A 26269-nucleotide genomic window follows, 5' to 3' on the forward strand; every position below is an offset into this window, starting at 1 on the left:
AGATAAAACAAACCACGACACGCCCATCCCATACACACATTTCGGGCATTAACCCCAAAAAGGGTCATCTGGCGAGCATTGTTGCAGGTCGCTAGGTGTTTGTGTTGTGAGTTTCGACCTTTGGGGGAGGCGGTGTGATTCTGATCGCAGTAGATACAACAAAACCCCCGCGATGCGAGGGTTTTATCTGGTGGCTCCGACCGGCGTCGATCCGGTGACCTTTCGATTTTCAGTCGAACGCTCTACCAACTGAGCTACAGAGCCAGGACCGAAACCTGCTGGCCTGGTCTTGCGACCCCGACGGGACTTGAACCCGCGACCTCCGCCGTGACAGGGCGGCGCGCTAACCAACTGCGCTACGGGGCCTTACAACAGGTAAGACCTATTGAATTGTTCCAATCACGAGTGCGACCGGTGGTACCCCCAACGGGATTCGAACCCGTGTCGCCGCCGTGAAAGGGCGGTGTCCTAGGCCTCTAGACGATGGGGGCCACTGTCGGCCACCGGTCTGGCGTCCGAGGACGAAGAGAATATTAGGCAGAAGCGCGCCATTAAAGCAAAAAGAATGGCAGTGATGACCGTCACACGCGGACTTTTCGTTGGAATATCGCACCTTTTCGCCACCGCCTCTCATACAAGCATCAGGCGCTTTTCATTGATCACGCATAGGCTTGATTGAGATGATGATGAGCGAGATAAGGATGGTTTGATGATTTTTCCTCTAGAAGATTCCTCTCCTTCACCTTCCCCTTCCCCCTCTGGGATTACTGAGGCAGCAGTCGACAACGCGCTTAACGTCGCATCGCTTGTTGTTGCTGCTGTTGTTGGTGCTGCCATCGGTTTTTTTGTGGCTCTCGCAATTGCCATCATTGTGCGACCAATCGCCCGCCGCTCACGCTACTTTGCCGCCATTGTTAAACGCGTTCGCACCTCCTTCTACCTGACAGCTCTGCCATGGGGAGCGTGGACCGGATTGCAGGTCATGCTCGTTAATACGACTCTCTCCGATTGGTCGAACGGCGGATTAGTTGGTTTCGCCTCGCATGCCCTGCTCATCGTTTCCATCCTCACGACGACCTGGATGATCTATAACTGCGCGTGGATCTTCGAAGATGCCGCGCAGATCCGTCAGGCACGTGACGGTGGTATCTCCCGTAAATTCGAAACGCAAGCGCAAATCATTCGCCGCTTACTCCAAGTCCTCATCGTCATCGTTGGAGTCTGCTTCGCTCTCTTCACTTTCGATGCCGCCCGCCAAGCGATGGCGACCCTTCTGGCCTCTGCCGGTCTTATCTCCGTCATCGCCGGTCTTGCAGCGCAACAAACCCTGAGTAATGTCTTTGCAGGAATGCAGCTCGCATTCACTGATGCGATCCGTGTGGGTGACGTCGTGGTTGCTGGGGAACCAAATGCTCCCTCCGGAAAAGTCGAAGAAATTACTCTCTCATACATCGTCATTCGTCTTGTTGATGAACGTCGACTGATTGTCCCCTCTACCTATTTCACCTCAAACGCTTTCGAAAATTGGACGCGTCGAGCCGCCAAACAGCTGGGCACGGTTGAGCTCAAGCTGGATTGGGCCGCTCCCATGACCCTGATCCGAAACCAGGTGCAAAAACTTCTCTTGGCAACGGACTTGTGGGACGGGCGCTCGTGGGCCGTCCAAGTCGCGGACTCCGATGCAACGACTGTCACGGTTCGTATCGCCGTTTCCGCAAAGGATTCTGGAACGCTGTGGGACCTGCGCTGTTACCTGCGCGAAAACATGATCCGCTGGATTGTAGAGCAAGAACCTGCAGTACGTCCCCTGACACGGATCCAGCCCCTCGATGTTCAAAGCATCCAGCAGGATACTTCTCGCGAGACCATCGCTCGCCTCGCAAAGGAACTGTCGGGTATTGCCGCCGATACGACGGGTGAGCCCAACTCGCACCCGGTGTCGGTGGCAGGAAAGCCCGCTCAGGCATCGCCGGTTTCTTCTCAGGACAAGACAGAAGAAAAGGCTGATGCGGACCCCCTCGACGATGCAGTGCATTCCGCGCGGCTCCTAGCAGCCCGGCAGAAAGCAAAGCGCGCACGCAGGAGGGCAATGGCCCAGCGTCAGCGTGAACTCGCTGATACGGGGAAGGTCACAGCGGTGGCCTCGCCCAATGACGCGCAGACCCAGGTTTTTTCGCAGACGATGCTGCATTCTTTGGTTGCCGAACAACTCGCCGAAAAGGTTGCCCAGGCCAATGCGCGTCTAGGTAAGAACCACCTTGGTGGGGGATCGACCGCGCTCTTGCCTCAGGTCCAGGCGGAGGGTGACAAGGCGCAGGCCTCAGCTCCGCAGGTACAGTCCGGTCAAGCTCATATGGATGCGACTGTCGTTCGCGGGGAGCGCCTCTTCTCAGGGTCTCCCGATGCCGATGAACGCAATCAGATTTACGCCGGTCCCGGTGAGGAAGTCCTGGCAGAACGTGAAGCCACGGCGAAACGCCACGAAGAAGAAACGACTCGTTTGAAGAGCGGACCTCGAGTGCCCGAGGATGCAGTGCGTCCGCAGCGCAGCGATGTTCAACAAGACTGAAGTGAGGAAGCAACATGAAGATCATTCGAACCCGTGATCGTGCAACGCAGCTCGAACACCTTGCGCAGGCTCAGCAGTCGGCACCCAGCGTGAATTACAGTGACGAGGAATGGCGTGAGCGGCTTACTCCTCAGCAGTACTTGGTTCTTCGCCAAGCCGGGACTGAGGCGCCATGGACAGGTGAGCTGTTGGATGAACACCGCTCGGGTACCTATCTGTGTGCGGCATGTGGCGCTCAGCTTTTCCCCTCGTCAACGAAGTTTGAATCGCATTGCGGGTGGCCGAGTTTCTATGAAGCACTGCCCGGTGCAGTTAACTATTTCGAGGATATTTCCCACGGAATGCGCCGCATCGAGGTGCGCTGTGCAAGCTGTGATTCTCACTTAGGGCACATTTTTGATGACGCACCGAATCAGCCAACGGGAAATCGTTTTTGCATGAATTCAATCAGTCTTCGTTTTGTGCCTGATCCTATGGCATAATGCGGGATGTGGTCTCCCATCTTCGTGCACTTTTAACTCGTGTTCCTGCTCCGGTTTTGATAGTCGGCGCAGCATTAAGTGCGTATAGTGGTGCTGCTTTTGCGGTCATGATTTTTTCGGTTGTTGAACCGGGAGTTATTGCATGGTTTCGCATCTTTATTGCCGGGATTATTCTGTGCATGTGGAGGCGCCCTTGGAGAGCGGGGCTTCAATGGAGGGACCTTCTTGAATCGGCCCTCTTCGGCCTGTCCCTGCTGGCAATGAATGTTGCCTTCTATGAATCGATCGACTACTTGCCGATGGGGGCAGCGGTATCGATGGGATTTATCGGCCCTGTTTTCGTCGCCGTTGTCCGAGGCCGGGGCCTTGCGCCCAGGGTGGCCGCGGTGTTAGCGATGGCTGGTGTGGTCGCTGTTGGCGGTTTGGGACTAGATCTCTCTGATCCTCGAACTGCGGCGGGAATTAGGTGGGCTGCGTTGACGGCCGCGGCCTGGGCAATTTACATCCTTTTGGGTCAGAGAGTTGCCTCTAAGCGTTCGGGACTCACCAATCTTGCCGTGGGGTGCGCGCTGAGCGGGCTGATCACGTCTCCCTTTGTTCTTCCGCAGGCTCTTCCCGCTTTTGCGCAGCCTCGAATTTTTGGAATCATTGTGATCATCGCGGTCTTGTCGACGGTTGTTCCCTGTTCCTTCGAAGCTCTTGCAATGCATCGCGTCTCGGCCGCGGACTTCTCGCTCATCGCCTCGCTGTCGCCTGCATCATCTTTGGTCGTTGGAATTATCATTCTTGGGCAGCTTCCGACGATGTGGCAGCTCGTTGGTTTGCTCCTCATCTCTTTCGCGGTCGCAATCGCTTCGAGGCAAGGAACTAAAGACCACACGGTCCTCGCTGACGAAGTGCAAGAACTTGTTCAAGTTACCTTGTGACGCCTAGAAACTCCGTGTCTGTCATCAATCGAATACCCGCTCAACTTCTCATTGTCACCTCGGCTCTCATTCAATACAGCGGTGCTGCGGTCGCAGTTTTCGCCTTCTCTGTCGTTGAACCGGCCTCGGTCGCATGGTGGCGCGGTTTCGTTGGCGGTTTGGTCCTGTGCGCGTGGGTACGTCCGTGGCGAGGCCTCGACCGCGCAACCCTCAAGGGAGCCTTTTATTTCGGTATCGCTCTGGTCTGTATGAATGCATGTTTCTACGAGGCGATTTCGCGGATTCCCTTGGGGGCTGCAGTTTCCTTGGAGTTCCTTGGACCTGTGAGTGTTGCCGTTGTTCGGGGCCGCGGGTGGGCGCCGCGTGTTGCCGCCTTCTTTGCCTTGGCCGGAGTGTGCGCAATCGGTGGCTTGGGCTTGGATTTGAGCGCGCCTGGAACTTTGACTGGGGTCGCATGGATTATGGGGGCTGCGGCTTCGTGGGCAGGATATATCGTTCTCGGACAAAAGGCCGCGTCTTCAAGCTCCGCGATGACTAACCTTTCGCTGGGTTGTGCGTTCAGCGCCTTGATCTCTGCACCAATCCTGGCCCCAGGGGCAATGGTTGCATTCAGTGATCGAAAGGTTTTAGTCGCGGTCATTGCCTTGGCATTCTTGTCAACGGTTTTCCCATACACCCTTGAAGCCATGGCAATGAAGCGGGTTTCTGCAGCGACTTTTGCCTTGTTCACAGCGCTTCTTCCCGCGACCTCGGCTCTGGTCGGTGCGGTACTTTTGCGTCAGATTCCTAGCCCGTGGCAATTGGTTGGTCTGGTGTGCATTTCGATTGCCGTGGGGATTGCCTCGATGGCTGGGCGCGCGCATCCCGATATTAATGGGAAAGAAGCAGTCGTGGAATCTTCCGGCGTTCAGGGCTCACAAGAAACAGAAAACTAGAAAAGCGCAAAAGAAGTAGGCCCAGGGGGACTCGAACCCCCAACCCGCGGATTAAAAGTCCGCTGCTCTACCATTGAGCTATAGGCCCGCGGGTAATCCCGCTGTGTGGCCCATCGGGTGGACCAACCCCACCATCTTACTTGTAGGAGAGCAAATGGGCGAACCGCAACGCATCCCAAGGCGTCCGGCGATTTTGGACTACGCGCAAACAGAGGCAATTGTTGGTGCGCCAGATGTCGCGGATTCTTCTGTTCTTGCTCACTCAACTGCTTGGGCGCTGCTGGGTGTTGGAGATGAAGATTTTGATGCCGAGGCCTTGCGTCGCCTTCGCGAGCTGCTTTCCACGGGTGGAGTTCCTCTAGTTGCCGAGCTGTGGTCGCAGAGCCCTGATTTCACTCTTCCAGGCGCGCTGTGGCGCGTGTACTTGTTTAGAGAGTGGTTCCACCGTGACCCGCTCACGGTTGCTGATCTGTACATCTTGGGATTGCATGCGGAGCAGGTCCCCGGACTCGAAGAGCCCATTCATGCGCGTCCTTTGGAAGATGTTGTCCATGACGCGGACGCGCTTCTGTCCGGAGAAAAATGTGATGATGATCTGGAAGGCATCTTTATTGAGCTTGCACATGCGATGCGCATTATTGCTGCGGGCGATCCCAGAGTGGGAAGACAGTGGATCGATGATCCGCACGATGCCTTGGCTTATGGTGTGACGATGCGTGCGCGGGCGCTGGTTATGACCGCTCAAGAACTCGAACGCGCTGCCTCCCGAGCGCGCATCGGGGAGCTGGACTGAGTTTTATATTGTGAGAACGCAGGAATAGAAACCAAGAATTCCTTGTTGAGAACACTGTTAGCCCAGTGGGGGTATTTGTCTTAGAGGAGTTCTCATGACGACCATTGCAATTCTTGGCGGAACAGGTTATGCGGGTTCGCATATTGCAGCTGAAGCACTTTCTCGTGGCTTCCACGTCGTTTCTTGGTCGCGTTCGCGGCCATCAGAGCCAATCGAAGGCGTGACCTACAACCACGGTGACCTTCTCAATGAGGAGGTCCTCCGCAGCGTTGTCGATGGTGCGGATGTCGTCGTTGGTGCGCTTTCACCTCGAGGTGCTTTGGATGGCTCTCTTCGCTTCCTCTATTCGCAAGTCGCGGACCTCGCTCAAAAGGCTGGAGTGCGCTTGGGGATTGTCGGTGGCGCCGGATCGTTGCGTGTTGAAGAGGGTGGACGTACCCTTGCTTCGCTTCCGGACTTCCCTGAGGAATTTCGTTCCGAGGCCGGCCAACTGGCCGCAGTCCTTGAAGATTTGCGCTCGCGCAGCGATGATCTTCAGTGGTTCTTTGTTTCTCCCGCGGGTAATTTCGGTTCCTACAATCCCGGAACTCATACCGGGCACTTCCGCCTCGGTGGTGACGTTCTGCTCACTGACGAGAATGGGGTTTCCGATATCTCTGGAGCGGACTTTGCCCAAGCCTTTGTCGACGAGATCGAAACGCCCACTCATACGGGACAGCGTTTCACTGTCGCCTACTAAATCAGCAATCTGAGAACAGCGTGGGTGCGGGTTTTAAGCCCGCACCCACGCTCACTCTAGGTTAGGGTTAATAACGTGACACCCAGCCCTCAGCCCATGCCCCCGATGCGCCTTATTCGCGCAGGCGGCGCCCTTGTGTGGCGATTGCGCCACCCGGGTCGTGAGGTCCTCCCAGGAGATGTACTTGACGAGGCTGAGATCGAAGTTCTGCTAGTCCATCGCCCCCAGTATCACGATTGGTCGTGGCCGAAAGGCAAGATTGAAGGACGAGAGACCATTCCCGTTGCGGCTGTGCGTGAGGTCGAAGAAGAAACCGGTCACGTCATCAGCCTCGGTGCTCCACTGACGACTCAGCGCTACCGCCTCGGCTCAGGGCAGACCAAGGAGGTCCGCTACTGGGTGGGAACCCTCATGGACAACAATCCTCATTCCGATCATGGCCTCGTCCACCTGCGCAAGCCGGTCCACCGCGCCCCTACGCGGGAAATTGACCAGACGCGATGGATGTCTCCTTCGCGTGCTCAGGATCTTCTTACTCGTCGCGGAGATCGTCGTCTGCTCAATGAACTTCTCATGCGAGGCCGAAGTGGTGAGCTTGTGACTACTCCTTTGGCTATGTTGCCCCATGCGCGTGCGCTTCCAGCCCAACATTGGGAGGGTGATGACGACGCGCGTCCTCTGTCGCGTACTGGGGTTCGCGAGGCACTTGAACTGGTAGATCTACTATCTGCGTATGGGATTCGTCGCGCGATGGCGACCTCTTCTGCGCGGACGCGACAGACGCTGGGACCCTGGGCTGCACTCGCGGGAGTTTCGATCGATACTCTTCCCTCGCGTGAGGGTGCAGATTCCGCCTCTGATGAGGCTTTTGTGCGTGCGTTTTTGGCGGATGGTGAGCCGCGAGTGCTGTGTACTCCACGTACGATGCTTCCGGGACTTTTTGATGTCTTCCGTCAATTTACGCCCTCTGGCGTGCGGATGAATTTTCCGCTTGACGCCAGGGAGCTTTCAGCATCGGAGATGGTTATTTTGCACACTCTTCCGGAGGGGAACCGGGTGCGTGTGGTGGACGTTGAACGTCACGCACCTAGAGTCGCAGAGTAGCTGCTAGCTAGTGCTAGTACGCCGAGTCTCGAACGGAACCGCGAAGGGTTTGGTCGCCGTTCGCAGCGGCAAGACACACAATCTGTCGGTCGCCCCGCTTCCATGACTCTCGGCTAGGTGTCATCCAAATGAGGTCAAGGGCTGAGTCTTCGACACCGCTTCCAACGTAGGACGTGAACTCTTTTTCGCACTCGCGTCGTGCTTCTGACTCAAGTTGCGCGGCCTCGGGGAATTCTGATCCCCCAACAGTGGGGAGGGCGAAAACCTCAGCCTGGTGAGGGCGCGAGCAGGGAACAGTTTCTAAAGAATACGCGCTGGTTGAGGTTGGAATTTGAACGCAGGTCCCGACGGAAAGTCGCATGACAGAAGAAAAACCGCACCCGCTGAGTGTGCTTGCCCCAAAGAGAAGGACAAGCACACCGCAACAGGTGCGAATGAATGATGCTGTCACTGAATTCGGGCCTCAGACTCCAACGATCAGTGCGCAGATCCAATAGACAACCGCAGCAACTGCGGCAGCTGCGGGTAGGGTCAGGAACCAGGCGGTCACGATCGATCCCGCGACACCCCAACGCACTGCTGAGAAACGTTTTGTGCACCCAACGCCCATGATCGAGGTCGAAACAACCTGAGTTGTCGAGATCGGAGCGTGGACGACGTAGGAGCACAGGTAGAGGACCGAGGATGACACGGCCTCGGAAACGAAACCGCGAGCGGGATCGAGGTCGATGATCTTACGACCGATGGTTCGCATAATTCGGCCACCGCCGGCCATAGTCCCCAAGGAGATTGCAAGAGCTCCTGAGAGCTTTACCCACATTGGGACGGTCATATCTCCAGTGACGGGGTCGTAGATCTGGTGAGTCTCGCCGTAGCCACCGGCTAGAAGAGCCATGACAATGATGCCCATGGTCTTCTGCGCATCTTGGATACCGTGGCCAAGAGCCATAGCGGCCGAAGAAAAGCGCTGCGCGGCACGGAAGCGACGCATCGTGTGGTGGTATTGCGCGTGACGAAGCAGGAAAAGCACGATGCGCATGACGATGTAGCCGAGGACGAAGCCGACGATGGGGGAAGCGAACATCGGGATGATGACCGACTTGACGATTCCCCACCAATAGACGGCGGTGCCGCTCATCAAGCCGGCGCCGACCATACCGCCAATCAACGCGTGCGAAGAAGAAGAAGGAAGCCCAAACCACCATGTGATCAGGTTCCAGATACAGGCACCGAGAAGCGCAGCAAGAATGATGACCAGGCCCTTTTGCTGCATTTCTACCTGGGTAGATTCAGCGTATGGCGAGATCGAAATAATTCCCTCGCCAATGGTCTTTGCAACCGCAGTTCCCATCATGGCACCGAGAACATTCATGCCTGCGGCCATCAAGAGAGCCGTGCGGGGAGTCCATGCCTTGGTGGAAACAGAGGTTGCAATCGCGTTCGCAGCGTCATGGAAGCCGTTGGTGTAGCTGAAGAACAGCGCAACGGCAATGACGATGCACACTAGGATCAGGTTAGGATCCACGGCTCAGGATTCCTTCAGTGCAAGGGCTTCGATGACATTGGCTAGATCTTCGAAGGCATCTGCGCATGACTCAAGGCTCTGAATGACATCCTTGAGCTTGATGACCGTGATGGGATCAAGACCGGAGTCGAAAAGTGCCGTGAGAGTGCGGCGGTACGCCAAGTCGCCCTCATTTTCGAGGCGGTTGATCTCAATCCAGTAATCGCGCAGGTCCACGGGGGACTTGAGCGCCGGAATGTTCTTAGCCGTTAGCTCTGCACAATGAACGATGACTGCGATCTGTTCATCAAGCAGGTGTGCAATCTGCTCGGGGATGCCTGCAATGCCGTAGACGACCAGCATGTCGCCGGCTTCGTCAATGAAGTCCATGCAGTCATCCAAGTGGGATGCAAGAGACTGAAGGTCTTCGCGGTCGAAAGGCGTGATGAAGGATGAGTTAATCCGTTGGAGGATTTCGTGGTTGAGCTCGTCGCCCTGGTGTTCGACGCCATGAAGCTGGTCGCGAAGTGCGATTCGCTCTTCGGGGGAAGCAGCGTAGATATGCGAAAGAATTTCAACTCCCTCGACAAGCTTATTTGCTTGCTGGGTGAAGAATTCGAAGAAGTTTGGGCCCTGCGTTCTATTTCGGATCCCCATAATGTCCCTCCGATTGTGTTGAGACTGCCTCAAGGCAATCGTCATCCATTACACACTGGATATTCAAGTTCACTTTAGGGTGAATCTCCTGTTGAAGAATGTGTCTATTGCCACATCTGCATGAATGGCCGAGATATTGCGGGAAACTACAAGGAAACGTGGCCACAGTTGTCGGAATTGTCAGATTTAAATGGAAAGAGGGACTTTGCGCCCGCGCAAATACCGGTGGGGTAGAGCATGATTAAGAACGTAGATCGGGGCGTGACCACGTCCCAGAATCACCGAGTGCCTCAGGAGGCAAAATGTCCGTGACCGAACAGGATGTGCGTGCAGCCGCTCCGGCAAACGCTCCCGAAGATGTCATCAAGTGGGTTGCTGAAATTGCAGCGCTGACCACCCCTGATCGTGTGGAGTTCGCTGACGGCTCCCAGGAAGAGTGGGATCGCCTCACTTCTCAGATGGTTGAGAGCGGTATGTTCACCAAGCTGAACGAAGAGAAGCGCCCCAACTGCTTCCTCGCCCGTTCTAAGCCCTCTGACGTTGCGCGTGTTGAGTCTCGTACCTTCATTTGCTGTGAGAAGGAAGAAGACGCAGGCCCGACCAACCACTGGGCAGACCCCAAGGAAATGAAGGCAACCCTGCACGAGAAGTTCACGGGTGCCATGAAGGGCCGCACCATGTACGTGGTTCCCTTCTCCATGGGTCCTCTGGGTGGCCCCATCTCCCAGCTCGGTGTTGAGATCACCGACTCTCCCTACGTTGTTGTCTCCATGCGCATCATGACCCGCATGGGTGCAAAGGCAATGGACCTCATCAATGAGGGCCGCGTGTGGGTTCCCGCCGTTCACTCCGTCGGTGCTCCTCTGGAGCCCGGTCAGGAAGATTCCACCTGGCCCTGCAACGACGAGAAGTACATCACCCACTTCCCCGAGACCAATGAAATCTGGTCCTTCGGTTCCGGTTACGGCGGCAACGCACTGCTGGGCAAGAAGTGCTTCGCGCTCCGTATCGCTTCGACCATGGCAAAGCGCGATGGCTGGATGGCAGAGCACATGCTCGTCCTGCGCCTGACCCGCGAGTCCACCGGTAAGCAGTACCACGTGACCGCAGCATTCCCCAGCGCATGTGGCAAGACCAACCTGGCCATGCTCCAGCCCACCATCCCCGGCTACAAGGTCGAGACCGTGGGTGACGACATTGCATGGATGCGTCCGGGCCCCGATGGCCGCCTGCGCGCCATCAACCCCGAGGCAGGCTTCTTTGGTGTTGCACCGGGAACCTCCTACAAGACCAACCCCATGGCAATGGAGACCGCAAAGGCGAACTCCATCTTCACCAACGTTGCACTGACCGACGATGGTGACGTGTGGTGGGAAGGCATCGACGGTGAGGTTCCGGCCCACCTGATCGACTGGCACGGTAACGACTGGACCCCCGAGTCCGGCGAGAAGGCTGCTCACCCGAACAGCCGCTTCACCGTTCCCGCCTCGCAGTGCCCGATCATCTGCCCCGACTGGGAAGCACCCGAGGGTGTTCCGGTTGACGCGGTCCTCTTCGGTGGCCGCCGTGCAACCAACGTCCCGCTGGTTGCTGAGCAGTACGAGCCCGCACACGGCGTGTTCATTGGCGCTTCCGTTGCCTCTGAGGTCACCGCTGCTGCAACCGACGTTAAGGCCGGTTCGCTGCGCCACGATCCCTTCGCCATGCTGCCCTTCTGTGGCTACAACATGGCCGACTACTGGGGCCACTGGCTGGAGATGCAGGACAAGCTGGGCGAGAACTTCCCGAAGGTCTACCAGGTCAACTGGTTCCGCAAGGACGAAGACGGCAACTTCATGTGGCCCGGTTACGGCGACAACTCTCGTGTTCTGGACTGGATCGTTCGCCGTGCAGCTGGCGAGGTCGAGGCAATCGATGGCGTCACCGGCCGCTACCCGCACTTCGAGGACTTCAACCTTGAAGGTCTGGACATCGACGAAGCAAAGTGGGCAAAGCTCTTCGAGATTGACCCCGATGCTTGGTCGGCAGAGATGGACGACACCGAAGAATACTTCTCGCAGTTCGGCGACAAGCTCCCCGCAGCTATCACCGAGCAGCTCGCGAAGTTCCGTGCACGCATCGCTGCTGCAAAGCAGGCCTGATAGCTTCTAGCTAGCACACTCAGTAGGCGGGCAGTTCCCACAGTGGGAACTGCCCGCCTATGTTTGTCTTTCTGTGATGTTTTAGAGTAGAAGATACGTACACATTTTGGGTACCCATGTGGGGAGGCGAATTGGCTGTTAAACGTTGGACGACGGTTAACGGATACGAGTGGGCCGTACTCGAGCCATCATCGGGAAATCCGGATGATCTGTGGATGTGTTTGACACTGGCCTACGGAACATTCAATGTCGCTCCGGAAGAAATCGGTGCCCTTCACGTGCTCATGGAGTCCATTGGCACCGAGCTCAAACGTCCAGTCGAATATGCGCCCGGTCAGTTCGCGTCCGCTCAGGTTGAATTAGCAAGCTACCTTTCTGAAATCGATATCCGCGTACATGGGCCGCGTGAAATCGTCCGCCAAGCGTGGTTGCGTTTGCCGGCTTGCTTTGAAAACCCCGAAGGGATGCTTCCATCTGCCGGACATGCAGATGCCTCTGATATGTGGGCATCCGAGGTGGCCAATCGAGCGGGTATTTCCGAAGCTTTGCTCGCTATTTTCCGTCCTGATACCGTGACTTTCGAGGCCGAAAAATACTTTCCCGCGGCCTGCGAACTTGCGCGCCGGATCTCGCCTTTTGAAGCACGCTACCCCTGTGTTTTTGTGACGACAGAGCCTGACTTCTTGGGGCTGGGCTTTGATCGTGCGCCAGACTCTTTGGACTTGGATGACCTTCTAGCAGTCAATACCGAAACACCGCGTGACCAGTATCAGCCGGGTAGTCAGTGGCAGGGTGGAACAAATTATCTCTTCTCTTTTGCTGTCCCAATGACGCGCGCAGGCCTTGCGGCACGTTGGGCAATAGCCATTGACGCGACAAATGTTCTACGAGCGATGAATTCGCGTTACTCGGATATCAAAGTGTCAAGCGCTGCTTACTCTGTCGCTCCAGAACTCATTGGAATGATCCGCTTCAAAGAAATGGACATGTACTGGGATGCACGTCGTTTCCTTGATGAATTCTTTAAACCGGAGCGCAAACTAACGGTCGATCTTTCCAAAATCATCGAGCGCGTTGCAGATGATGAGAATCTCGATGTTTCGCAGCACTTGCACCGGATCAATGACACCAGTGTGCCTACCCCAGCAGAGGTCCGCGATATCATCGACCGAGCAATTGCGTGCGCCCACATCGCGTACGACGTGGCATCGCCCCAGCTGCTGCGGCGTTATCCGCTTCTGACCGCACCGAAGTCTACTTACGACCACTTCCCACTCTATAAGGGATATCCCGAGCCGGCCCCTTCGATTCCATATCCCTCGACAGAGGGGACAGACCTTCTATCGAGCGTTCCTGAAAACCTCAGTGGATACTCGATGATTCTTCCTCATCACCTCATGGTCTCAAGTGACAGGCTCGTCGCGCAGTGGTTTGATCCATTGAAGGCTGGTAATCCGAACCTAGTTACCCGTCGTGTTGAAATTACCATTGCAAACATTGCGGTACTTCTTCGTACGGGGAAGGCCTATATCCTCATTGATCGCGATGGGACCTTCTTGCCGCTCTATCCCAAAGCTTTCATCAGCCCAGAGTCATTAGTCATCTTTGACTCATTGCTTGGGTATCTTCAAGAAAACGTTCCCACTCTGACTATTGATTCGCTGTTCGATCAGGAAATCGAGCTGGTTGATAGCTTTAACCAATACGGGCCCCGGGGAGTTGAACAGGGCAGTGTGAAGCCGTTGCCCGACTACATCACGCACTTGGACACTGTTCGTCTGTGGCGGCAAAATGCTCCGGAAATGGAGGAGGCCTGGCGTAATCCCGGTGGAACTCCCGCAGACAATAGTCTTTCCACGGAGTCCTACGGGTATGAATCGCAGGCTGCCGCGCGAAAAAAGAAGCGTACGGGATGGATTCTTGCGGTCATATTCATGCTGGTTTTTGGGATTATTCGCGCCTGCGCACATACGACGATCAAGAGTTCTCATACCCCAACGGTGACGCATATTCCGACCATTTCAGTCACCATACCCAGTTTTTCTGTACCTCCAATCACCCTGCCCACTCCCAGTAGCACGCAGTGATTGGGAAAGACCGGTGACTCACGGACCTGAATGCGTTTCTAAAAAACAGTAAGATATTCGTAATTATTCAATGAGCCAGGAGTTTCCTGAATGTCCACTTATCTCACCGATGATGAGCTCAAACGCAGCAAAGAGCTCCTGGACCGTATCCAGAAGATCTTCTCAGAGCGCGTTGTCGGCCAAGAAAACCTTCGTGAAACCCTGATTGTTGGCCTGTTGGCTCAGGGACACATCCTGATGGAATCTGTCCCCGGTTTGGCAAAGACTACGGCTGCTCAAACGATTGCCCAGGCAATTTCGGGTTCATTCCACCGCATTCAATGCACCCCAGACCTGATGCCGAACGACATTGTTGGTACGCGTATCTGGAACCAGGCCGAAAATGAAATGACAACGGAACTGGGGCCTGTCCACGCCAATATCGTGCTTCTCGATGAAATCAACCGTTCATCGGCAAAGACCCAATCTGCCATGCTTGAGGCGATGCAGGAAGGACAGACCACTATCGGTGGAATTGTCTATCCGCTGCCCAAGCCCTTCATGGTGATGGCCACTCAGAACCCCATTGAAGAAGAAGGAACCTACGTGCTTCCCGAAGCACAGATGGACCGCTTCTTGATGAAAGAAATCATCACCTACCCGAAGCCCTTGGAGGAGCTTGAGGTTCTGAACCGCATCGAAGCGGGGACTATGGACAAGCCCATCGATGCGGAGCCCATCTCCCTGGAAGATCTGACTTTCCTCCAGCAGATGACCAGACGCGTCTTCCTGCACGATACGTTGAAGGCATACATCGTCGACATCATCAACACCACTCGTGGTATGGGCCCCAACCCGCTTCCCGGTTTCTCGCAGCATGTGCGAGTGGGCGCATCGCCTCGTGGCGGTATTGCTCTCATGCGCGTGAGCCAAGCTGTGGCGCTGATGGCCGGCCGCAACTACGTGATGCCTGATGATATTAAGAAGCTTCGTCACGCGATTCTTCGCCACCGCATCATTCGCACCTTCGATGCGATGGCCGATGAGATTTCAGTTGATGGCTTGATCGATGCCGTCTTCAACGCGGTAGCAGTACCGTGAGCCCAATCCTGAAGAAGGGGGTCGTTGAGGGCTCGTCTCAGACTCTCGGTGACGTCGACCAGCATCAAAAAGCGCACGCGAATAACGCACAGCTGCGTGCTCTGGGCGGTCGAACTCAGCTTCCGATCTTGCGTAAGCTGCTCTCCTTGATGGAGGGCCAGCACTATTCTGCGCGTGCGGGGCAGGGCTGGGAATTTATGGACATGGCCGAATATAAGCCCGGCGATGATGTTAAAGATATCGACTGGGCAGCAACCGCTCGTGCTGGGAAGCCCATCGTTAAGCGATTTGAAGCCAGCGCGAATGTTCAGGTCATGCTGGTTGTTGATACAGGTCGCTCGATGAGTGCACTTGCCCCTTCGGGTGAAAGTAAAGAAGCGGTTGCATTGACGATTTGTCAGGTCGTCGCATGGCTTGCCTCTAGCCGCGGTGACCAGGTTGGTTTGGTGTCGGGCTGCCAAGGACGTATGCGACACATGCCCGCGCGGTCGGGAAATGCGCATATCGAACTGATTTTGCGACGCCTCGAGGAAGATATTGACCTGCGTTCGCCCTCTTCGGATCTTGAAACCCTTCTTGCTCGCGTGCAGGCGGCAACCTACCGTCGCTCCCTTATCGTTTTGGTCACGGATGAAACGCATCCCCAGCCCACGCCTCGTGCACGGGAATTGCTCAAGCGCCTGAGCGTCCACCACCGCTTGCTCATCATGCAGGTTGCAGATGCGGATCCGACGCAGCTCCCCGCGGGCACTAGGATCGTGGATGTCGACGCCGGCCCGCTTCCCGATTTCCTTTTGGGAGATAGTCAGATTGCTGCCGAGGCCGCCGCGCGAGCCGACCAAAGCCGAACTGCGGTGCGTCAATTCCTTGAGATCCCGGGGATTACCCGCGTGAGTGTTTCCTCCAGTGATCAGGTTGTTCGCACTCTTCTCTCCGCCTTGGAAAGGGAAAGTCGTGTCCGGTGAATTGCGCGAGGTTCTCAACTACCCGAACTGGATGTGGATTATTGGAGTCTTGCTTCTGGCTCTTGTCCTCGTGTGGGTGGGAGTATGGCTGATCCGCTGGCTGCGCTCGAACCGTTTGCAGGAGCAGAATCAGATCGCACTTATTCCCCTGGATGAGAAGCGTCGTCAGCGCTACCTGGGCTTCATTGACGAGGTCGAGGGTCGCTTGAACACGGGTGACTTGGATGACCGCGGGGTGCACTTGGCAGTCGCGGGTATCTTGCGTGCGCTGGGCACTGAACGTACCGGTCGCGATCTTGAGACTGCAACCGTATCTGAGATTCGAAAGCTCATTCCCGCATGGCCTGATCTTGCGGATGCTCTTTCTGCCTGCGAGGACAGCTTTAAAGCAGATTCCGAGGCCAATGGCAAAGAAACTCAGTTCGATCCCACATTCGTCATGGATTACGCGCGGGAGGTGGTGAAGAAATGAGGTATGGGTACCTCATCGCCGTTGTCCTGGGTGTTATTGCCGTCGCCGCAGCTTTTGGTTGGTGGCGTGTCGGTCTGCGACTTCATGCGAGGGAACGTCGAGGCTGGGTTGCCAATACCGGTTACGTACGTGACTTACCGCGTTACCGTGCACTGATGCGCCGCACGCGTATGGCGGTTGCTGGTTTGCTTGCTGTTTTTTGTGCTGCTGCCGTATCGCTTTCTGTCGTCGCTGCAAACCCCGTTGACCGACGAGTTGATGACCGTCGCCTGGCCTCGCGAGATATCGTTCTCTGCCTAGATGCATCAGGTTCGATGCTGGAATATGACAGCGAAATCGGTGATGCCTTCAAGAGTCTTGTTGAGCACTTCAACGGCGAGCGTGTGTCTTTGTACCTGTGGAATGCTCGTTCGGTTCGTAAGTTCCCGCTGACTGATGATTACACGATGGTGAACGAGAACCTCGAGACCTTGAGTTCGCTACTGAGGAATGGCGTTATTTCGAAGACCTCGAACGGATATCGCATCACCAATGATCTTGCTCGTTATCTTGAGGGAACTGACGATCCCGATGAGCAAGCAGCATCCCTCATCGGTGACGGTTTAGCATCCTGCGTGCTTGGTTTTGATCACACGGATCAAGAGCGTTCGCGGACGATTATTTTGGCCTCGGATAATGAAGTCAACGGTGAAGGCTTGTATTCCCTCAAGGAAGCAATTGACTTCGCGAAGCGTCAGAACGTTGAGGTCATCGGCCTCTACCCGGGTTCGACGCTGACCACTGAGGGCGAAGATATGAAGAACCAGGTTGAGTCCACCGGTGGCGAGTTCTATACGATGTCTAACTCCGGCACAGTGGATTCGATTATTCAAAATATCGAGGCCCAGCAGAAGCGCGAGGTTGAGGGCGACGCTCGCGTCACGGTTACTGACCGCGTCAATACGCCCGTGGCCTGGCTGGCGGTTGCCGTCGTGGCCTTCCTTGGGCTTGTTGGTTTTGCCAAGCTCTGATGCCTAGGAAAGAGCAGGAGAGAGATCTTTTAGTAGGGGAGGGGCGTAGGGACGTCGGCAGGATTCAGTAAGCGCCCGCCTTGATTGCTCGTGAATACACTCGATTGCTCGTGAATACATTTGTGGGGCCGCAGCTGATGCTGCGGCCCCACAATGATTTATTGCCTGAAGCGCTTAGGCCTTGCGACGCTTAGCTGCAAGAAGACCAGCAATCAGGGTTATTCCTGCTGCGCCCAGAACCATTCCGCTCGTGGCACCGGTGTGCGCCAGAGGGCCTGCCTTCTTCGGGTTTTCAGCCTTGGGATTTACTGGCTTACTGGGCTCCTGAGGCTTGTTGGGAGTGGGCTCGGTCGCCGGAGTTGAAGGCGAAGGCGAAGGTGAGACTTCGCATCCGGGGATAGAACCAACCAGAGTGTGGAAGAAGACCATGGGCTTCGAAGTCGGGGTATCGAATGCCTTTTCGCCGGTCAGCACTGCGGTAACCTCAACGCTGAAGGAGGAGTTTTCCGGCATGTGTGCAATCGTAAAGGTCAGAGTCTTCTTATCCGCGCTCACGGTCGGGTTGGAAATTCCTGTCACCGACTGTGAGTAGCCATTGCTGACAAGAGCGCCACCACCGGGGGTCAGTGCAGAGGCGATCGAGGCCTCATCGAAGGTTGCACCCTGGGGAGCGCTTACGGTCATCGTTGCATTGTTCAGCTCGCGCTTGGTTGCAGCGTAGAAGCGCATACGACGCGTTGCGCCGGCGGCATCAGAGTACTGGCGCGAAGGATCCCAGCCGTCGGCTCCGGCCTCGCCCCAGAGGGCGCCGGTTCCCAGCCAGCGATCGGAGTACTTTTCGCGAAGGTCAATATCCTTCGAGTAGGGCGAGAAAATGGTGCGTCCAACGACTCCGGCTTGGCACTGTCCGACAGTGAGTTCAGGCTCGGGAGTCGTCAGGCATGCTTTGCCATTCTCATCTGTTTCGCGCAGGCCGCGGAAGTGAGAGGTTGTCTCGTAGTGCTTCGTGCGGTCACCGGTTCCGACGAATTGAACGACCGCAGCGTGACCTTCCGGCAGACCATTCGGGAACGTCAGAGTCCAGATATTACGCGCTGCATCGGTTTGGCTTGCATTGGGGATAATATCCCAATCGAGCTTGCGTGCCAGTGCGCCGAAGGTCTGACGCTCCATGAACTCATCAACTGTGGCGTTCTTGACCTCGGTGCTCAGGTCGCTAATCAGGCGGACGTCGGTCATGTCGTCGGGAAGATCGACAGTCAGGGTTGCGCCGGGAAGGATGCCAAATTCGGCACCGATCGGGATGCGCCAGTACTGGATATCGCTCACGGGGTTAAACCAGTGGTGGTTCTCAAGCACGGCCTTGCTGCCGTAGTCGGGGTGGACGGTCTCCATGAAGCCAGAAGTTGAGTAAGGGCCCTTTCGGAGTCCGACCGGAATATTGTCCATGTTCTGATCGAGCATGGCGCGTGCGGTCCAGTCAACGACGCAACCGTCGCTGCGATCGCCATTGATTTGCCCGGGAACGCGTTCAACGGCCTGAGCATCAATAGCGGTAAAAGAGGAAAAAATGAGCGCCAGTCCGAGTGAACCGGCGGCAATGTTTCGGAGGGTTTTCATCTCGCCTCGATTGTTCTTTGTGGTGTGTATCAGGACACCATGATACACAAATGAATTTTGCGATGAGTCGCTTCAGATGTCAAATAGCTTCCCTAAGAGGATGAATTTGAGATGGGCACTATACTTGCCAGTGTTTGACCCGATCCGCAGGAGGAATATTGTCGCTCTCCTTCCGACCCCTTATGTCGGTTGCAATCATCATTGTGATCATTGCAGCGTGCGCTTTCTTTTCCTGGTGGAGTGCTCGGCGTCATCGCCCCTTTAGAACATCAGATCTGGTGCGCAGAGGTGCTATCGCCTGCGCACTGCTCTCCATCTTGATCGGTCCTTCAGTTCCCGGTGAAGCGCAAAAAGTGACGACCAATGTCGAGGTCTGGCTTGCGATTGACCGGACCGGTTCGATGGCCGCCGAGGATTGGGAAGGCGGAAAGACTCGTCTTCAAGGCGTAAGCCACGATGTTGAGCAGATCCTTCAAGCTGCTCCTGGTGCCCGTTATCGCATTATCACCTGGGATTCCGAGGCCGATACTGAGCTTCCCCTGACCTCTGACCTTGGTGCGGTTCGCTCCTTTGTCTCGACACTGACCCAGGAAGTGAGTTCCTCTTCGCGAGGTTCTTCCCCGGATCGCCCCGCACAATATATTGCGGAAGAAATGCAGGAGGCCGCAAACAAGCATCCTGAAAATACCCGCGTGCTTTTCGTATTCACCGATGGTGAGACCTCGAACAATTCTGCGTGGAGAAGTGCCGGCGGAGGCGACTCCCAGCAATGGGACAAGATCAAGCCACTCCTGACGGGAGGCTTGGTCATCGGCTATGGAACTGAAGAGGGCGGGAAGATGAAGGTTGCCGCTCTGGGGAAGCAAAATGATGGTTCGAATCCTGAATACATCAAAGATTTTTCCCAGCCTGGGAACCCTGATGCAATTTCGAAGATTGATGTCAAGAAGCTGAATGAAATCGCTCAAAAACTTGGTATCGATATGGTTCGCTCCCCCAATGATTCCGCAATTAGCTCCGCAGCTTCATCCTCGGTTCAGAATGCTCGAAATATTGCGGATGCAAACGATACGATCCAAACTTCACGCTATGTTTTGTGGCCATCGGCCCTTGTTTTAACCGTGCTATTAGCTTGGGAGGCCGCTATTTTGGCGGGTCGTATCCACGCGCTGAGGAGGACCCGTGCGATTTAAGCGCCGCAGCGATAAGGAACAGCGTTCTACTGCTTTCTATCAACCTCCAGCAGATGGCGAGGCTGCAGCTGATACCCAAACGGGAGATGGTGTCCCCAGCGCAACCCCAGCCTCGGCAAAGAGGAACGAGGCGGAGAAACCGCGACGCAATGGGAAGCTATTGCGCCCTCTGTGGTGGTCGCTTCCCATTGTTGTGGTTGCCCTTGCCGTCGGAATTTATATGACCGCACTGCCGCTGTGGGCATGGAATACGGGTCGCAGCGCGCGCGCGGGGAATAATGAGGGCGCCCTGAACTCCTATTCAAAGCAGATTTATTGGGGAGACCTTGGCCCTGCCAGCTGGGTTGCGCATTACAACGCGGGGACGCAGCATGTGAAGCTTGATCATCCTGACGAGGCCGTCGCTGAGTTGCGCATTGCTTGGGACCGAGTTCCGAAGGCGAAGCAGATCGAGGACGGTCGAATTGAGACCTATTCCTATGAGTGCACTGTCAGAATGAATTTGGCGCTTGCTTTGGAAAAGCAGGGCGATGCGGCGATGAGTACGGATCGTGCGCGTGCTGCTGAAATTTATAAAGAAATGGGCGAGGTTGTGGCCCCCTGTCAATCTGCTGCCTCCACACAGAATCAGCAGAACCAGAATCAGCAGGGCGGCGGTGGCGGCGCCGATGCTGACAAGGCTCATGATCGTGCTCAGCAAAAGCAGCAGCAGGCTCAGAATCAGGAAAATCAGGACAAAGACAAAGATAAAGACAAACAGAATCAGGACAAGGACAAGCAGAACCAAGACAATCAGGATAAAGACAAACAAAACCAGGATCAGCAGAACCAGGATAAGGACAAGCAGGACCAAGACAAGTCCAAGGATCCTTATCAGGGAGAGACCAAAGAACAACGCGCGAAGCGTGAAGAGATGCAAAAGCGTCAGGAACAAACCGATCGCGAGGAACGTCAGAACAAAGATCGCAAACGCGGAACCGGTGGAACCGGAGCTTGGTAAATCGTGCGTGATCTAGGTCTCAGGCTGGAATAAACCGGAATCTTGGTGCGTTTCACTAGTAGCGCTGCTCGAAGAAGCGGCTCCAGAAAGAAAGGCTTATCCCATGACTTATAAGGTCGCTTACATTGTTGGTTCGCTGTCCTCGACCTCCATTAACCGCAAGTTGGTTGGTGCGATGATTGCCGATGCTCCGGCTGATCTGGAATTTGTTGAGGCTAACTTCTCGAAGCTGCCACTGTACAGCCCTGATTACGATGCGGATTACCCGCAAATCGCCACAGACTTCAAGAAGATTCTTGAAGATGCCGACGCGGTTCTGATTGCAACCCCTGAGTACGACCGCTCGATTCCTGGTGGTCTGAAGAATGCTATCGACTGGTTTGGTCGTCCGTGGGGATCCAACCCTATCGGTGGTAAGCCGGTTTATGTCGTGGGTGCATCTATGGGAGCGGTCGGTGCTGCTATTGGGCAGATCGCAACCCGTCAGACGCTTGGGTTCTTCAATCCCTTGTTGATGACGCAGCCCGAGGTCTTCGTGAAGATTTCGCATGAGGATATCGGTGAGGATGGCCGCTTCATTGATGCGGCAACACAGGGATTTGTGAAGTCAGCTATTGAGGCATTTGCGGACTACATTCGCTCGCACGCCTGAGCGCAGAGTTTGCTGAGTTAAATAACCCTCCAGCTACGAGTGGGACCAAAGTCCTTTTCAAGGCTGGAGGGTGTTTAATTTCCTCGCTTCCCGTGCTGGCGCTTGAGCTTTACATAAAACGCGCCACCCTGTTTTATTGTGGTAGACAAGGTTGTCACTTCTGTTCAAAGCCTTCTTATTCAAGGGAAAATTTCCGGAAAAACACAGAAGTAAAAACCTTCGAATGGTTTCTCGTCGGCGCTAACGTGAAGAACGGAGACGTGAAACACCCCCTGACATTCTGCGTCTCCACGAGGGCGCCTGTTGAGTCTCTTTCCGGGCGCCCTCAATTTCTTCTCTTGAGGTCTCATAGCGATGTCGTCAGTGCGGAAAACTCGTGCTGCCGAGGTGTGCGCGATGAGAATAGAGACTTTCAGAAAAGCGGAAGGATCGGCCTTCTGAGACTAGGCTTATGGCTACACCTAGACGCGTGAGGAAGGGACATGAGCGAGAACCGCGTACCGGCTACTGAGTCGAGCGATGAAGGTGAAAACGCCTCCGCTCATTCGCGCCCGCGTCCTCAGAAACCCCCTGTTTACCAGCGCGCATCTGACAAACTCTCGTTTGCGCAGGATCGCGACTGGGGTTTCGATGACGTTGTCGATTCCTTGTTCTTTATCTTCTCGGGTGTGGCAACACTGTGGCTTGCCTACGTTTTTTTGGCCGGTTCAATCAAACTCAAACCTACTGCTATCGCGTGGTTCCTCATCTGTTGGGCGGTTACCGCTTACCTCGCACTTCCCAGAATCCACCAGTTGCTCACGTGGCTGTATGTTCCCGACTATTTCATTGGTCGAACCAGGACTGCAGATGGTCTCCTCGGTGACCCAGTGAACCTTGCTCTTGTTGGTAGCGAGATCGATATTCATGCTGCCATGACTGCGGCCGGATGGGTGCGCGCTGACCCGATCACTCCCCGCACAGTTTTTCAAGTGATACGCGCCTTCGTCAGTCGCAAAAGCTACGATGCTGCGCCGGTTTCGAACCTTGTGCTCTTTGGGCGTAAGCAGGACTTCGCCTACCAAAAAGGTGTTCCCGGTCGTTCTTCAGAACGTCATCACGTGCGTTTTTGGCGTACGCCCGATGGATGGGCTCTTCCGGGAGGTCGTCGCGTCGAATGGCTTGCAGCAGGGACCTTTGATCGCGCTGTCGGACTGAGTCTTTTGACCTTCCAAATCACCCATAAGATCGATGCCGATATCGATATCGAGCGCAACTTTATTGTTGATGATGTCCTCTTCGCTAACCCTGCGGCAGAGCTTGAGATTCTTCCCGATTTCTTCAGTTCCTATCACGATAAAAATGGTGGTGGGGACCGCGTTATCACCGATGGTGACCTGTACCTATTGGATGTTCAAGACGTTGAACCCAACGATGATGATGCTCATGAAATGGCAGACGCCCATGATGTCGATTCCCAAGCAGATCGCCAACGTCCGGTCCAACTGGTTGTCGGGATGGTCCTAGTTGCGCTCATGTTCGCAACCGAGCTGTTCCAGACTTACTTAGTCCTTCAAAATCCGTGGAAATATATCGCGCTCGATGTCATTGGCATTAATGATGTCGCCGATGCGCAAATCTACATTTTGACGATGAGGCTGATTGTCGCTCTTGTGACTTTCATACTACTTGTCATGGAAATCATTACTGCTGTCATGACATGGAATGGGCACCCTCGTGCCCGAATTATTCTTCTGACGGCCCTGAGCGCCGACATTATTTTCGGCGCTGCAGATATTGCCGGTTCAGGCGCGACTCACATTGTCTTGATGACGCTGATCCGTTCGTCTTTGGGAGTGCTAGCCCTATTGGCCCTTTCAGCACGCGCCTGTCACCAATGGGCCAGAGAGCGTAAGAAGGAACGGCTTCAGGCGAAAGCAAAGGTTGCAGGTGTCCTGCCTACTTCACCGGCTTCATAAACCACGCGGCTTGCGAGTCCTCGGACACCCCATCGTTATAGGCAAGTCCCGCGTAGGCGGCAGCATTCTTCCCCAGCTCGGATTCTAGAAATGCTTGGAAGGCGCGAGCGGCCTCGGAATCGGCAGAGGACTGTGGGACTGCGGCTGAAACGGTTAAATCCACGCATGTTCCGGGGATGGCCTGAGCGCGGCTTTCAGTGCCAGTATTGGAGGCTGCGGCAACCGCTAGGCGCGCATCCCAGATGAGGATCGGGCGTTGATGGGAGCCCTGAGCACTCGTCGCACCCGAAATGAGCGAGAGGCGATCATCCGCAAGGGTAACAGTCCACTGTCCCAGGGCCTCGGCTGCGGAGGGAGCGAACGCATGTGCCTCGTTCAGGTTTTCTTTCCAGTCCTCGTAGTCCTCGCCGAGGACTGAGTTGGCTTTCGCAGCGAAGGCGGCGCCGGCCTCGGAATCTTGGGAAGGAATCGCGGTCAGAGGCGCGAAGTTTGCCGAAGAAAGGTCCTTGAGTGAAGAGGGGAGTGCCTTGCTATTTGCGGAGAACCACGAGCGGTCTGCCCACGCGCAGACTGGGTTATTGCCGATGGGGATTGCTGTCCCCAAAGCTGCAGCTTGTTTTGAATCGATGCCAAAGATGACGTCGGCATTTTGTGAAGAATTCGGAGCATACTCACTCTGCTCAACGGTGTAGCCGCTGGCGGCCTCGAAAGCAGAGACGTAATCAGTGGGGAGGTGCCAGCCGGGCGCGTAAGCGATGCGCAGGGTTCCACTTCCGCGTGGAATTCCGTCAGTATTGCCTGTGGTTGCGCGGTTCTTCATTGCCGAGGCCGAGCCTGCTTGGGTGGAAGAGCTTGAGTCTGTGCGGAAGGGGTCATCCGTCCACTGTGCTCCCTGTGGGATGGAGGGAGAGCATGCACTGAGGGCTAACGCGCCCAGGAGCGTGATGCTGAGGCGGCGCAGATGCGCTGAGCGTTGGGCGGTCGGGGAGGCGGTCTTGGTCTTTCGCACCGTACCAGTCTAAGCAATAGTGCATAGAAGGTGAGATATTCCCGCGGTGATAGGGCAAAATGTTGGTATCGAGTGTTCGATGCGATCTGATGCAAGGAGTCATCATGGGAAGCAGTCTCAGTCAGAAACTTATTACCGCAGGGCTGTCGCTGGCCGCTGGTTTCGTGGCCGGAAAGGTCGCGGAGCTGGGGTGGAAGGCTGTGACGGGCCAGGCCGCTCCTCAAGATGATGATGGCACGGCATCTTTGGTTTCTGTGGTCGCTTTTGCTGCGGTTTCTGCAGCTATTGCGGCGGTTGCTCAGCGTGGCGTCGTGAACAAGACGAATAAGTGGTTTGCGCCGGTTGAAGCTGCGTCGCAGATCCTGTCGGATCTTGATCAGCCGGCTATCGCAAATTAGAAAATATCGGAAGATACGTGGACAGATCGGTGCGCTGTCCCGAGGCCTGAAGGTCCCCGTGGGAGAGTGCGTCATTCCAGTCCAGCATTCCGCATGCGAGTTTGAGCCAGGTTTCTGGCGACATTTCGATCACCGCCGGGGGAGTCCCTCGGCGGTGAGTTGTACCCGGAAGAATTTGCGTGGCGCCGGCCGGGGGAACTCGAAGTTCGACGGAGCGGCCGGGGTGTAGGGCTGCGATTTCTTCGAGTGTGTAGCGTACGGCGGTGAAGAGAGTTGCGCGCGAGGCGCTTTCGGGGGCGCGGTACCACGTGAGGAGTGCGGTGTGGCCTTCTGCTGGATCAATACGCCGTTTTGCCATGTCGTCAGTCTAGGTCGCTTCGTCTATCTTGGCGTGGAATTGCCCCATCCTGCCAGATCCGCTATTGTGGAGTGCCGAGGTAGCGTGTCCGAGCGGCCGAAGGTGCAGCACTCGAAATGCTGTGTGGTGTAACAGCCACCCAGGGTTCAAATCCCTGCGCTACCGCGTTTAGGCTTGTGGCCCCAACTGATGTTGGGGCCACAAGTTTTTTTATTGAGCAGATCATCTGTGGCATTTTGATCGCAATCCACAGCTAGCTTTCCTGATAAATCCCTGTTAAGCTCGACCTGTCGGGTTGGTACCCTCCGCCAGGCTTGAAATAACAGCTCGGTTTAACGCGGGGGCCGAAGGCCCGACATTTGTAAAGGCGAGGGAAGCCAGCCAGCCCACCAGTTACCCCGGGCAGGCCTCGGGTCTCTCGCCTTTAGCTTTACCCGGTTTTCCCCGCACGCGCGGGGATGAACCCGTAGACCGGCCGCACGTATTAGACAGCTCTGGGTTATGGCCGACAACGGTACGGTATTTGAGCCGATCGAACTCGAATAGAAAATGCCGGGTGTTCGGGTTAATGCCCGAAATGTGTGTATGGGATGGGCGTGTCGTGGTTTGTTTTATCT

Annotated in this window: 24 protein-coding genes and 5 tRNA genes; 19 read left to right on the forward strand and 10 right to left on the reverse strand. The window is 55.7% G+C overall.

Features of this window, described 5'->3' with window-relative positions; genetic code table 11:
- Positions 1-188: 188 nt before the first annotated feature.
- The 3 genes from RW023_RS07545 to RW023_RS07555 all read right to left on the reverse strand — a co-directional run bounded on the left by RW023_RS07545 (position 189) and on the right by RW023_RS07555 (position 491).
- Positions 189-264, reverse strand: a tRNA-Phe gene (locus tag RW023_RS07545).
- 28 nt (positions 265-292) lie between these two features.
- Positions 293-366 (reverse strand) — tRNA-Asp (locus tag RW023_RS07550).
- Positions 367-415: 49 nt separating this feature from the next.
- Positions 416-491 (reverse strand) — tRNA-Glu (locus RW023_RS07555).
- A 218-nt stretch (positions 492-709) separates the two neighbouring features.
- Here RW023_RS07555 and RW023_RS07560 point away from each other — a divergent pair.
- Genes RW023_RS07560 through RW023_RS07575 form a run of 4 tightly spaced genes read left to right on the forward strand, consistent with a single transcriptional unit; the run spans position 710 to position 4912 of the window.
- Entirely contained in the window at positions 710-2569 is a 1860-nt protein-coding gene (locus tag RW023_RS07560) for a mechanosensitive ion channel domain-containing protein (RefSeq protein WP_315580614.1), read from the forward strand.
- Positions 2570-2583: 14 nt separating this feature from the next.
- Positions 2584-3051, forward strand: a complete 468-nt coding sequence (msrB, locus tag RW023_RS07565; protein ID WP_315580615.1) for a peptide-methionine (R)-S-oxide reductase MsrB — start codon at positions 2584-2586, stop codon at positions 3049-3051.
- 8 nt (positions 3052-3059) lie between these two features.
- The gene (locus RW023_RS07570; protein WP_399499501.1) at positions 3060-3977 is read left to right on the forward strand and encodes an EamA family transporter; all 918 of its coding nucleotides are present in this window, start codon (positions 3060-3062) and stop codon (positions 3975-3977) included.
- Positions 3978-3991: 14 nt separating this feature from the next.
- Positions 3992-4912 (forward strand): EamA family transporter, encoded by a 921-nt coding sequence (locus RW023_RS07575; RefSeq protein WP_399499503.1) that lies wholly within the window; start codon positions 3992-3994, stop codon positions 4910-4912.
- Positions 4913-4928: 16 nt separating this feature from the next.
- Here RW023_RS07575 and RW023_RS07580 read toward each other — a convergent pair.
- Positions 4929-5000: transfer RNA gene (locus tag RW023_RS07580), tRNA-Lys, on the reverse strand.
- Positions 5001-5066: 66 nt separating this feature from the next.
- Here RW023_RS07580 and RW023_RS07585 point away from each other — a divergent pair.
- The 3 genes from RW023_RS07585 to RW023_RS07595 all read left to right on the forward strand — a co-directional run bounded on the left by RW023_RS07585 (position 5067) and on the right by RW023_RS07595 (position 7548).
- The gene (locus RW023_RS07585) at positions 5067-5705 is read left to right on the forward strand and encodes a hypothetical protein (protein WP_315580618.1); all 639 of its coding nucleotides are present in this window, start codon (positions 5067-5069) and stop codon (positions 5703-5705) included.
- Positions 5706-5799: 94 nt separating this feature from the next.
- Positions 5800-6444, forward strand: coding sequence for an NAD(P)H-binding protein (locus RW023_RS07590; RefSeq protein ID WP_315580619.1), 645 nt, complete (start codon positions 5800-5802; stop codon positions 6442-6444).
- Between the two features lie 75 nt (positions 6445-6519).
- On the forward strand, positions 6520-7548 hold the full coding sequence (locus RW023_RS07595) for an NUDIX hydrolase (RefSeq protein WP_315580620.1): 1029 nt from the start codon (positions 6520-6522) through the stop codon (positions 7546-7548).
- Positions 7549-7561: 13 nt separating this feature from the next.
- Here RW023_RS07595 and RW023_RS07600 read toward each other — a convergent pair whose 3' ends face one another.
- The 3 genes from RW023_RS07600 to RW023_RS07610 are packed head-to-tail and all read right to left on the reverse strand — an operon-like array spanning position 7562 to position 9709.
- Complete coding sequence (locus tag RW023_RS07600) at positions 7562-7999, reverse strand: septum formation family protein (RefSeq protein ID WP_315580621.1); 438 nt, start codon at positions 7997-7999, stop codon at positions 7562-7564.
- A 12-nt stretch (positions 8000-8011) separates the two neighbouring features.
- Positions 8012-9073, reverse strand: a complete 1062-nt coding sequence (locus RW023_RS07605) for an inorganic phosphate transporter (protein WP_315580622.1) — start codon at positions 9071-9073, stop codon at positions 8012-8014.
- Positions 9074-9076: 3 nt separating this feature from the next.
- The gene (locus RW023_RS07610; protein WP_315580623.1) at positions 9077-9709 is read right to left on the reverse strand and encodes a DUF47 family protein; all 633 of its coding nucleotides are present in this window, start codon (positions 9707-9709) and stop codon (positions 9077-9079) included.
- A 302-nt stretch (positions 9710-10011) separates the two neighbouring features.
- On the opposite strand from RW023_RS07610, the gene RW023_RS07615 reads away from it, so the two are divergent.
- The 6 genes from RW023_RS07615 (at position 10012) to RW023_RS07640 (ending at position 17464) form a co-directional block, all read left to right on the forward strand.
- The gene (locus tag RW023_RS07615) at positions 10012-11850 is read left to right on the forward strand and encodes a phosphoenolpyruvate carboxykinase (GTP) (protein ID WP_315580624.1); all 1839 of its coding nucleotides are present in this window, start codon (positions 10012-10014) and stop codon (positions 11848-11850) included.
- A 131-nt stretch (positions 11851-11981) separates the two neighbouring features.
- Positions 11982-13937: a hypothetical protein gene (locus RW023_RS07620; RefSeq protein WP_315580625.1), complete on the forward strand. Its 1956-nt coding sequence runs from the start codon at positions 11982-11984 to the stop codon at positions 13935-13937.
- Between the two features lie 90 nt (positions 13938-14027).
- A complete protein-coding gene (locus RW023_RS07625; RefSeq protein WP_315580626.1) occupies positions 14028-15017 on the forward strand; it encodes a MoxR family ATPase in 990 nt (329 codons plus the stop codon).
- Entirely contained in the window at positions 15014-15982 is a 969-nt protein-coding gene (locus tag RW023_RS07630) for a DUF58 domain-containing protein (RefSeq protein WP_315580627.1), read from the forward strand. The genes RW023_RS07625 and RW023_RS07630 overlap by 4 nt, the downstream gene beginning before the upstream one ends.
- Positions 15972-16454: a hypothetical protein gene (locus RW023_RS07635; RefSeq protein WP_315580628.1), complete on the forward strand. Its 483-nt coding sequence runs from the start codon at positions 15972-15974 to the stop codon at positions 16452-16454. Before RW023_RS07630 ends, RW023_RS07635 begins: the two co-directional genes overlap by 11 nt.
- Positions 16451-17464: a VWA domain-containing protein gene (locus tag RW023_RS07640; RefSeq protein WP_315580629.1), complete on the forward strand. Its 1014-nt coding sequence runs from the start codon at positions 16451-16453 to the stop codon at positions 17462-17464. Before RW023_RS07635 ends, RW023_RS07640 begins: the two co-directional genes overlap by 4 nt.
- Before the next feature lie 174 nt (positions 17465-17638).
- Here the strand turns inward: RW023_RS07640 and RW023_RS07645 are convergent, their stop codons facing one another.
- Positions 17639-19084: a cell wall protein gene (locus tag RW023_RS07645; protein ID WP_315580630.1), complete on the reverse strand. Its 1446-nt coding sequence runs from the start codon at positions 19082-19084 to the stop codon at positions 17639-17641.
- Between the two features lie 158 nt (positions 19085-19242).
- Between RW023_RS07645 and RW023_RS07650 the strand changes: the two genes are divergently transcribed.
- The 4 genes from RW023_RS07650 (at position 19243) to RW023_RS07665 (ending at position 23887) form a co-directional block, all read left to right on the forward strand.
- Positions 19243-20277 (forward strand): VWA domain-containing protein, encoded by a 1035-nt coding sequence (locus RW023_RS07650; protein WP_315580631.1) that lies wholly within the window; start codon positions 19243-19245, stop codon positions 20275-20277.
- Positions 20267-21277 carry a hypothetical protein gene (locus RW023_RS07655; protein ID WP_315580632.1) on the forward strand — a complete coding sequence of 337 codons (1011 nt, stop codon included), beginning with the start codon at positions 20267-20269 and terminating at the stop codon, positions 21275-21277. Before RW023_RS07650 ends, RW023_RS07655 begins: the two co-directional genes overlap by 11 nt.
- A 103-nt stretch (positions 21278-21380) precedes the next feature.
- Entirely contained in the window at positions 21381-21929 is a 549-nt protein-coding gene (locus RW023_RS07660) for an NADPH-dependent FMN reductase (RefSeq protein ID WP_315580633.1), read from the forward strand.
- Between the two features lie 482 nt (positions 21930-22411).
- Positions 22412-23887 (forward strand): LssY C-terminal domain-containing protein, encoded by a 1476-nt coding sequence (locus tag RW023_RS07665; protein ID WP_315580634.1) that lies wholly within the window; start codon positions 22412-22414, stop codon positions 23885-23887.
- On the opposite strand, the gene RW023_RS07670 is transcribed toward RW023_RS07665, so the two are convergent.
- Positions 23868-24896, reverse strand: coding sequence for a substrate-binding domain-containing protein (locus RW023_RS07670; protein ID WP_315580635.1), 1029 nt, complete (start codon positions 24894-24896; stop codon positions 23868-23870). The two genes, RW023_RS07665 and RW023_RS07670, sit on opposite strands and share 20 nt — an antisense overlap.
- A 104-nt stretch (positions 24897-25000) precedes the next feature.
- On the opposite strand from RW023_RS07670, the gene RW023_RS07675 reads away from it, so the two are divergent.
- Positions 25001-25294: a DUF4235 domain-containing protein gene (locus RW023_RS07675; protein WP_315580636.1), complete on the forward strand. Its 294-nt coding sequence runs from the start codon at positions 25001-25003 to the stop codon at positions 25292-25294.
- Here the strand turns inward: RW023_RS07675 and RW023_RS07680 are convergent.
- A complete protein-coding gene (locus RW023_RS07680; RefSeq protein WP_315580637.1) occupies positions 25281-25652 on the reverse strand; it encodes a sterol carrier family protein in 372 nt (123 codons plus the stop codon). The two genes, RW023_RS07675 and RW023_RS07680, sit on opposite strands and share 14 nt — an antisense overlap.
- A 78-nt stretch (positions 25653-25730) precedes the next feature.
- Here RW023_RS07680 and RW023_RS07685 point away from each other — a divergent pair.
- A tRNA-Ser gene (locus tag RW023_RS07685) sits at positions 25731-25817 on the forward strand.
- Positions 25818-26269 lie beyond the last annotated feature (452 nt).

The organism is uncultured Actinomyces sp. (assembly GCF_963542285.1).
Classification (GTDB): domain Bacteria; phylum Actinomycetota; class Actinomycetes; order Actinomycetales; family Actinomycetaceae; genus Pauljensenia.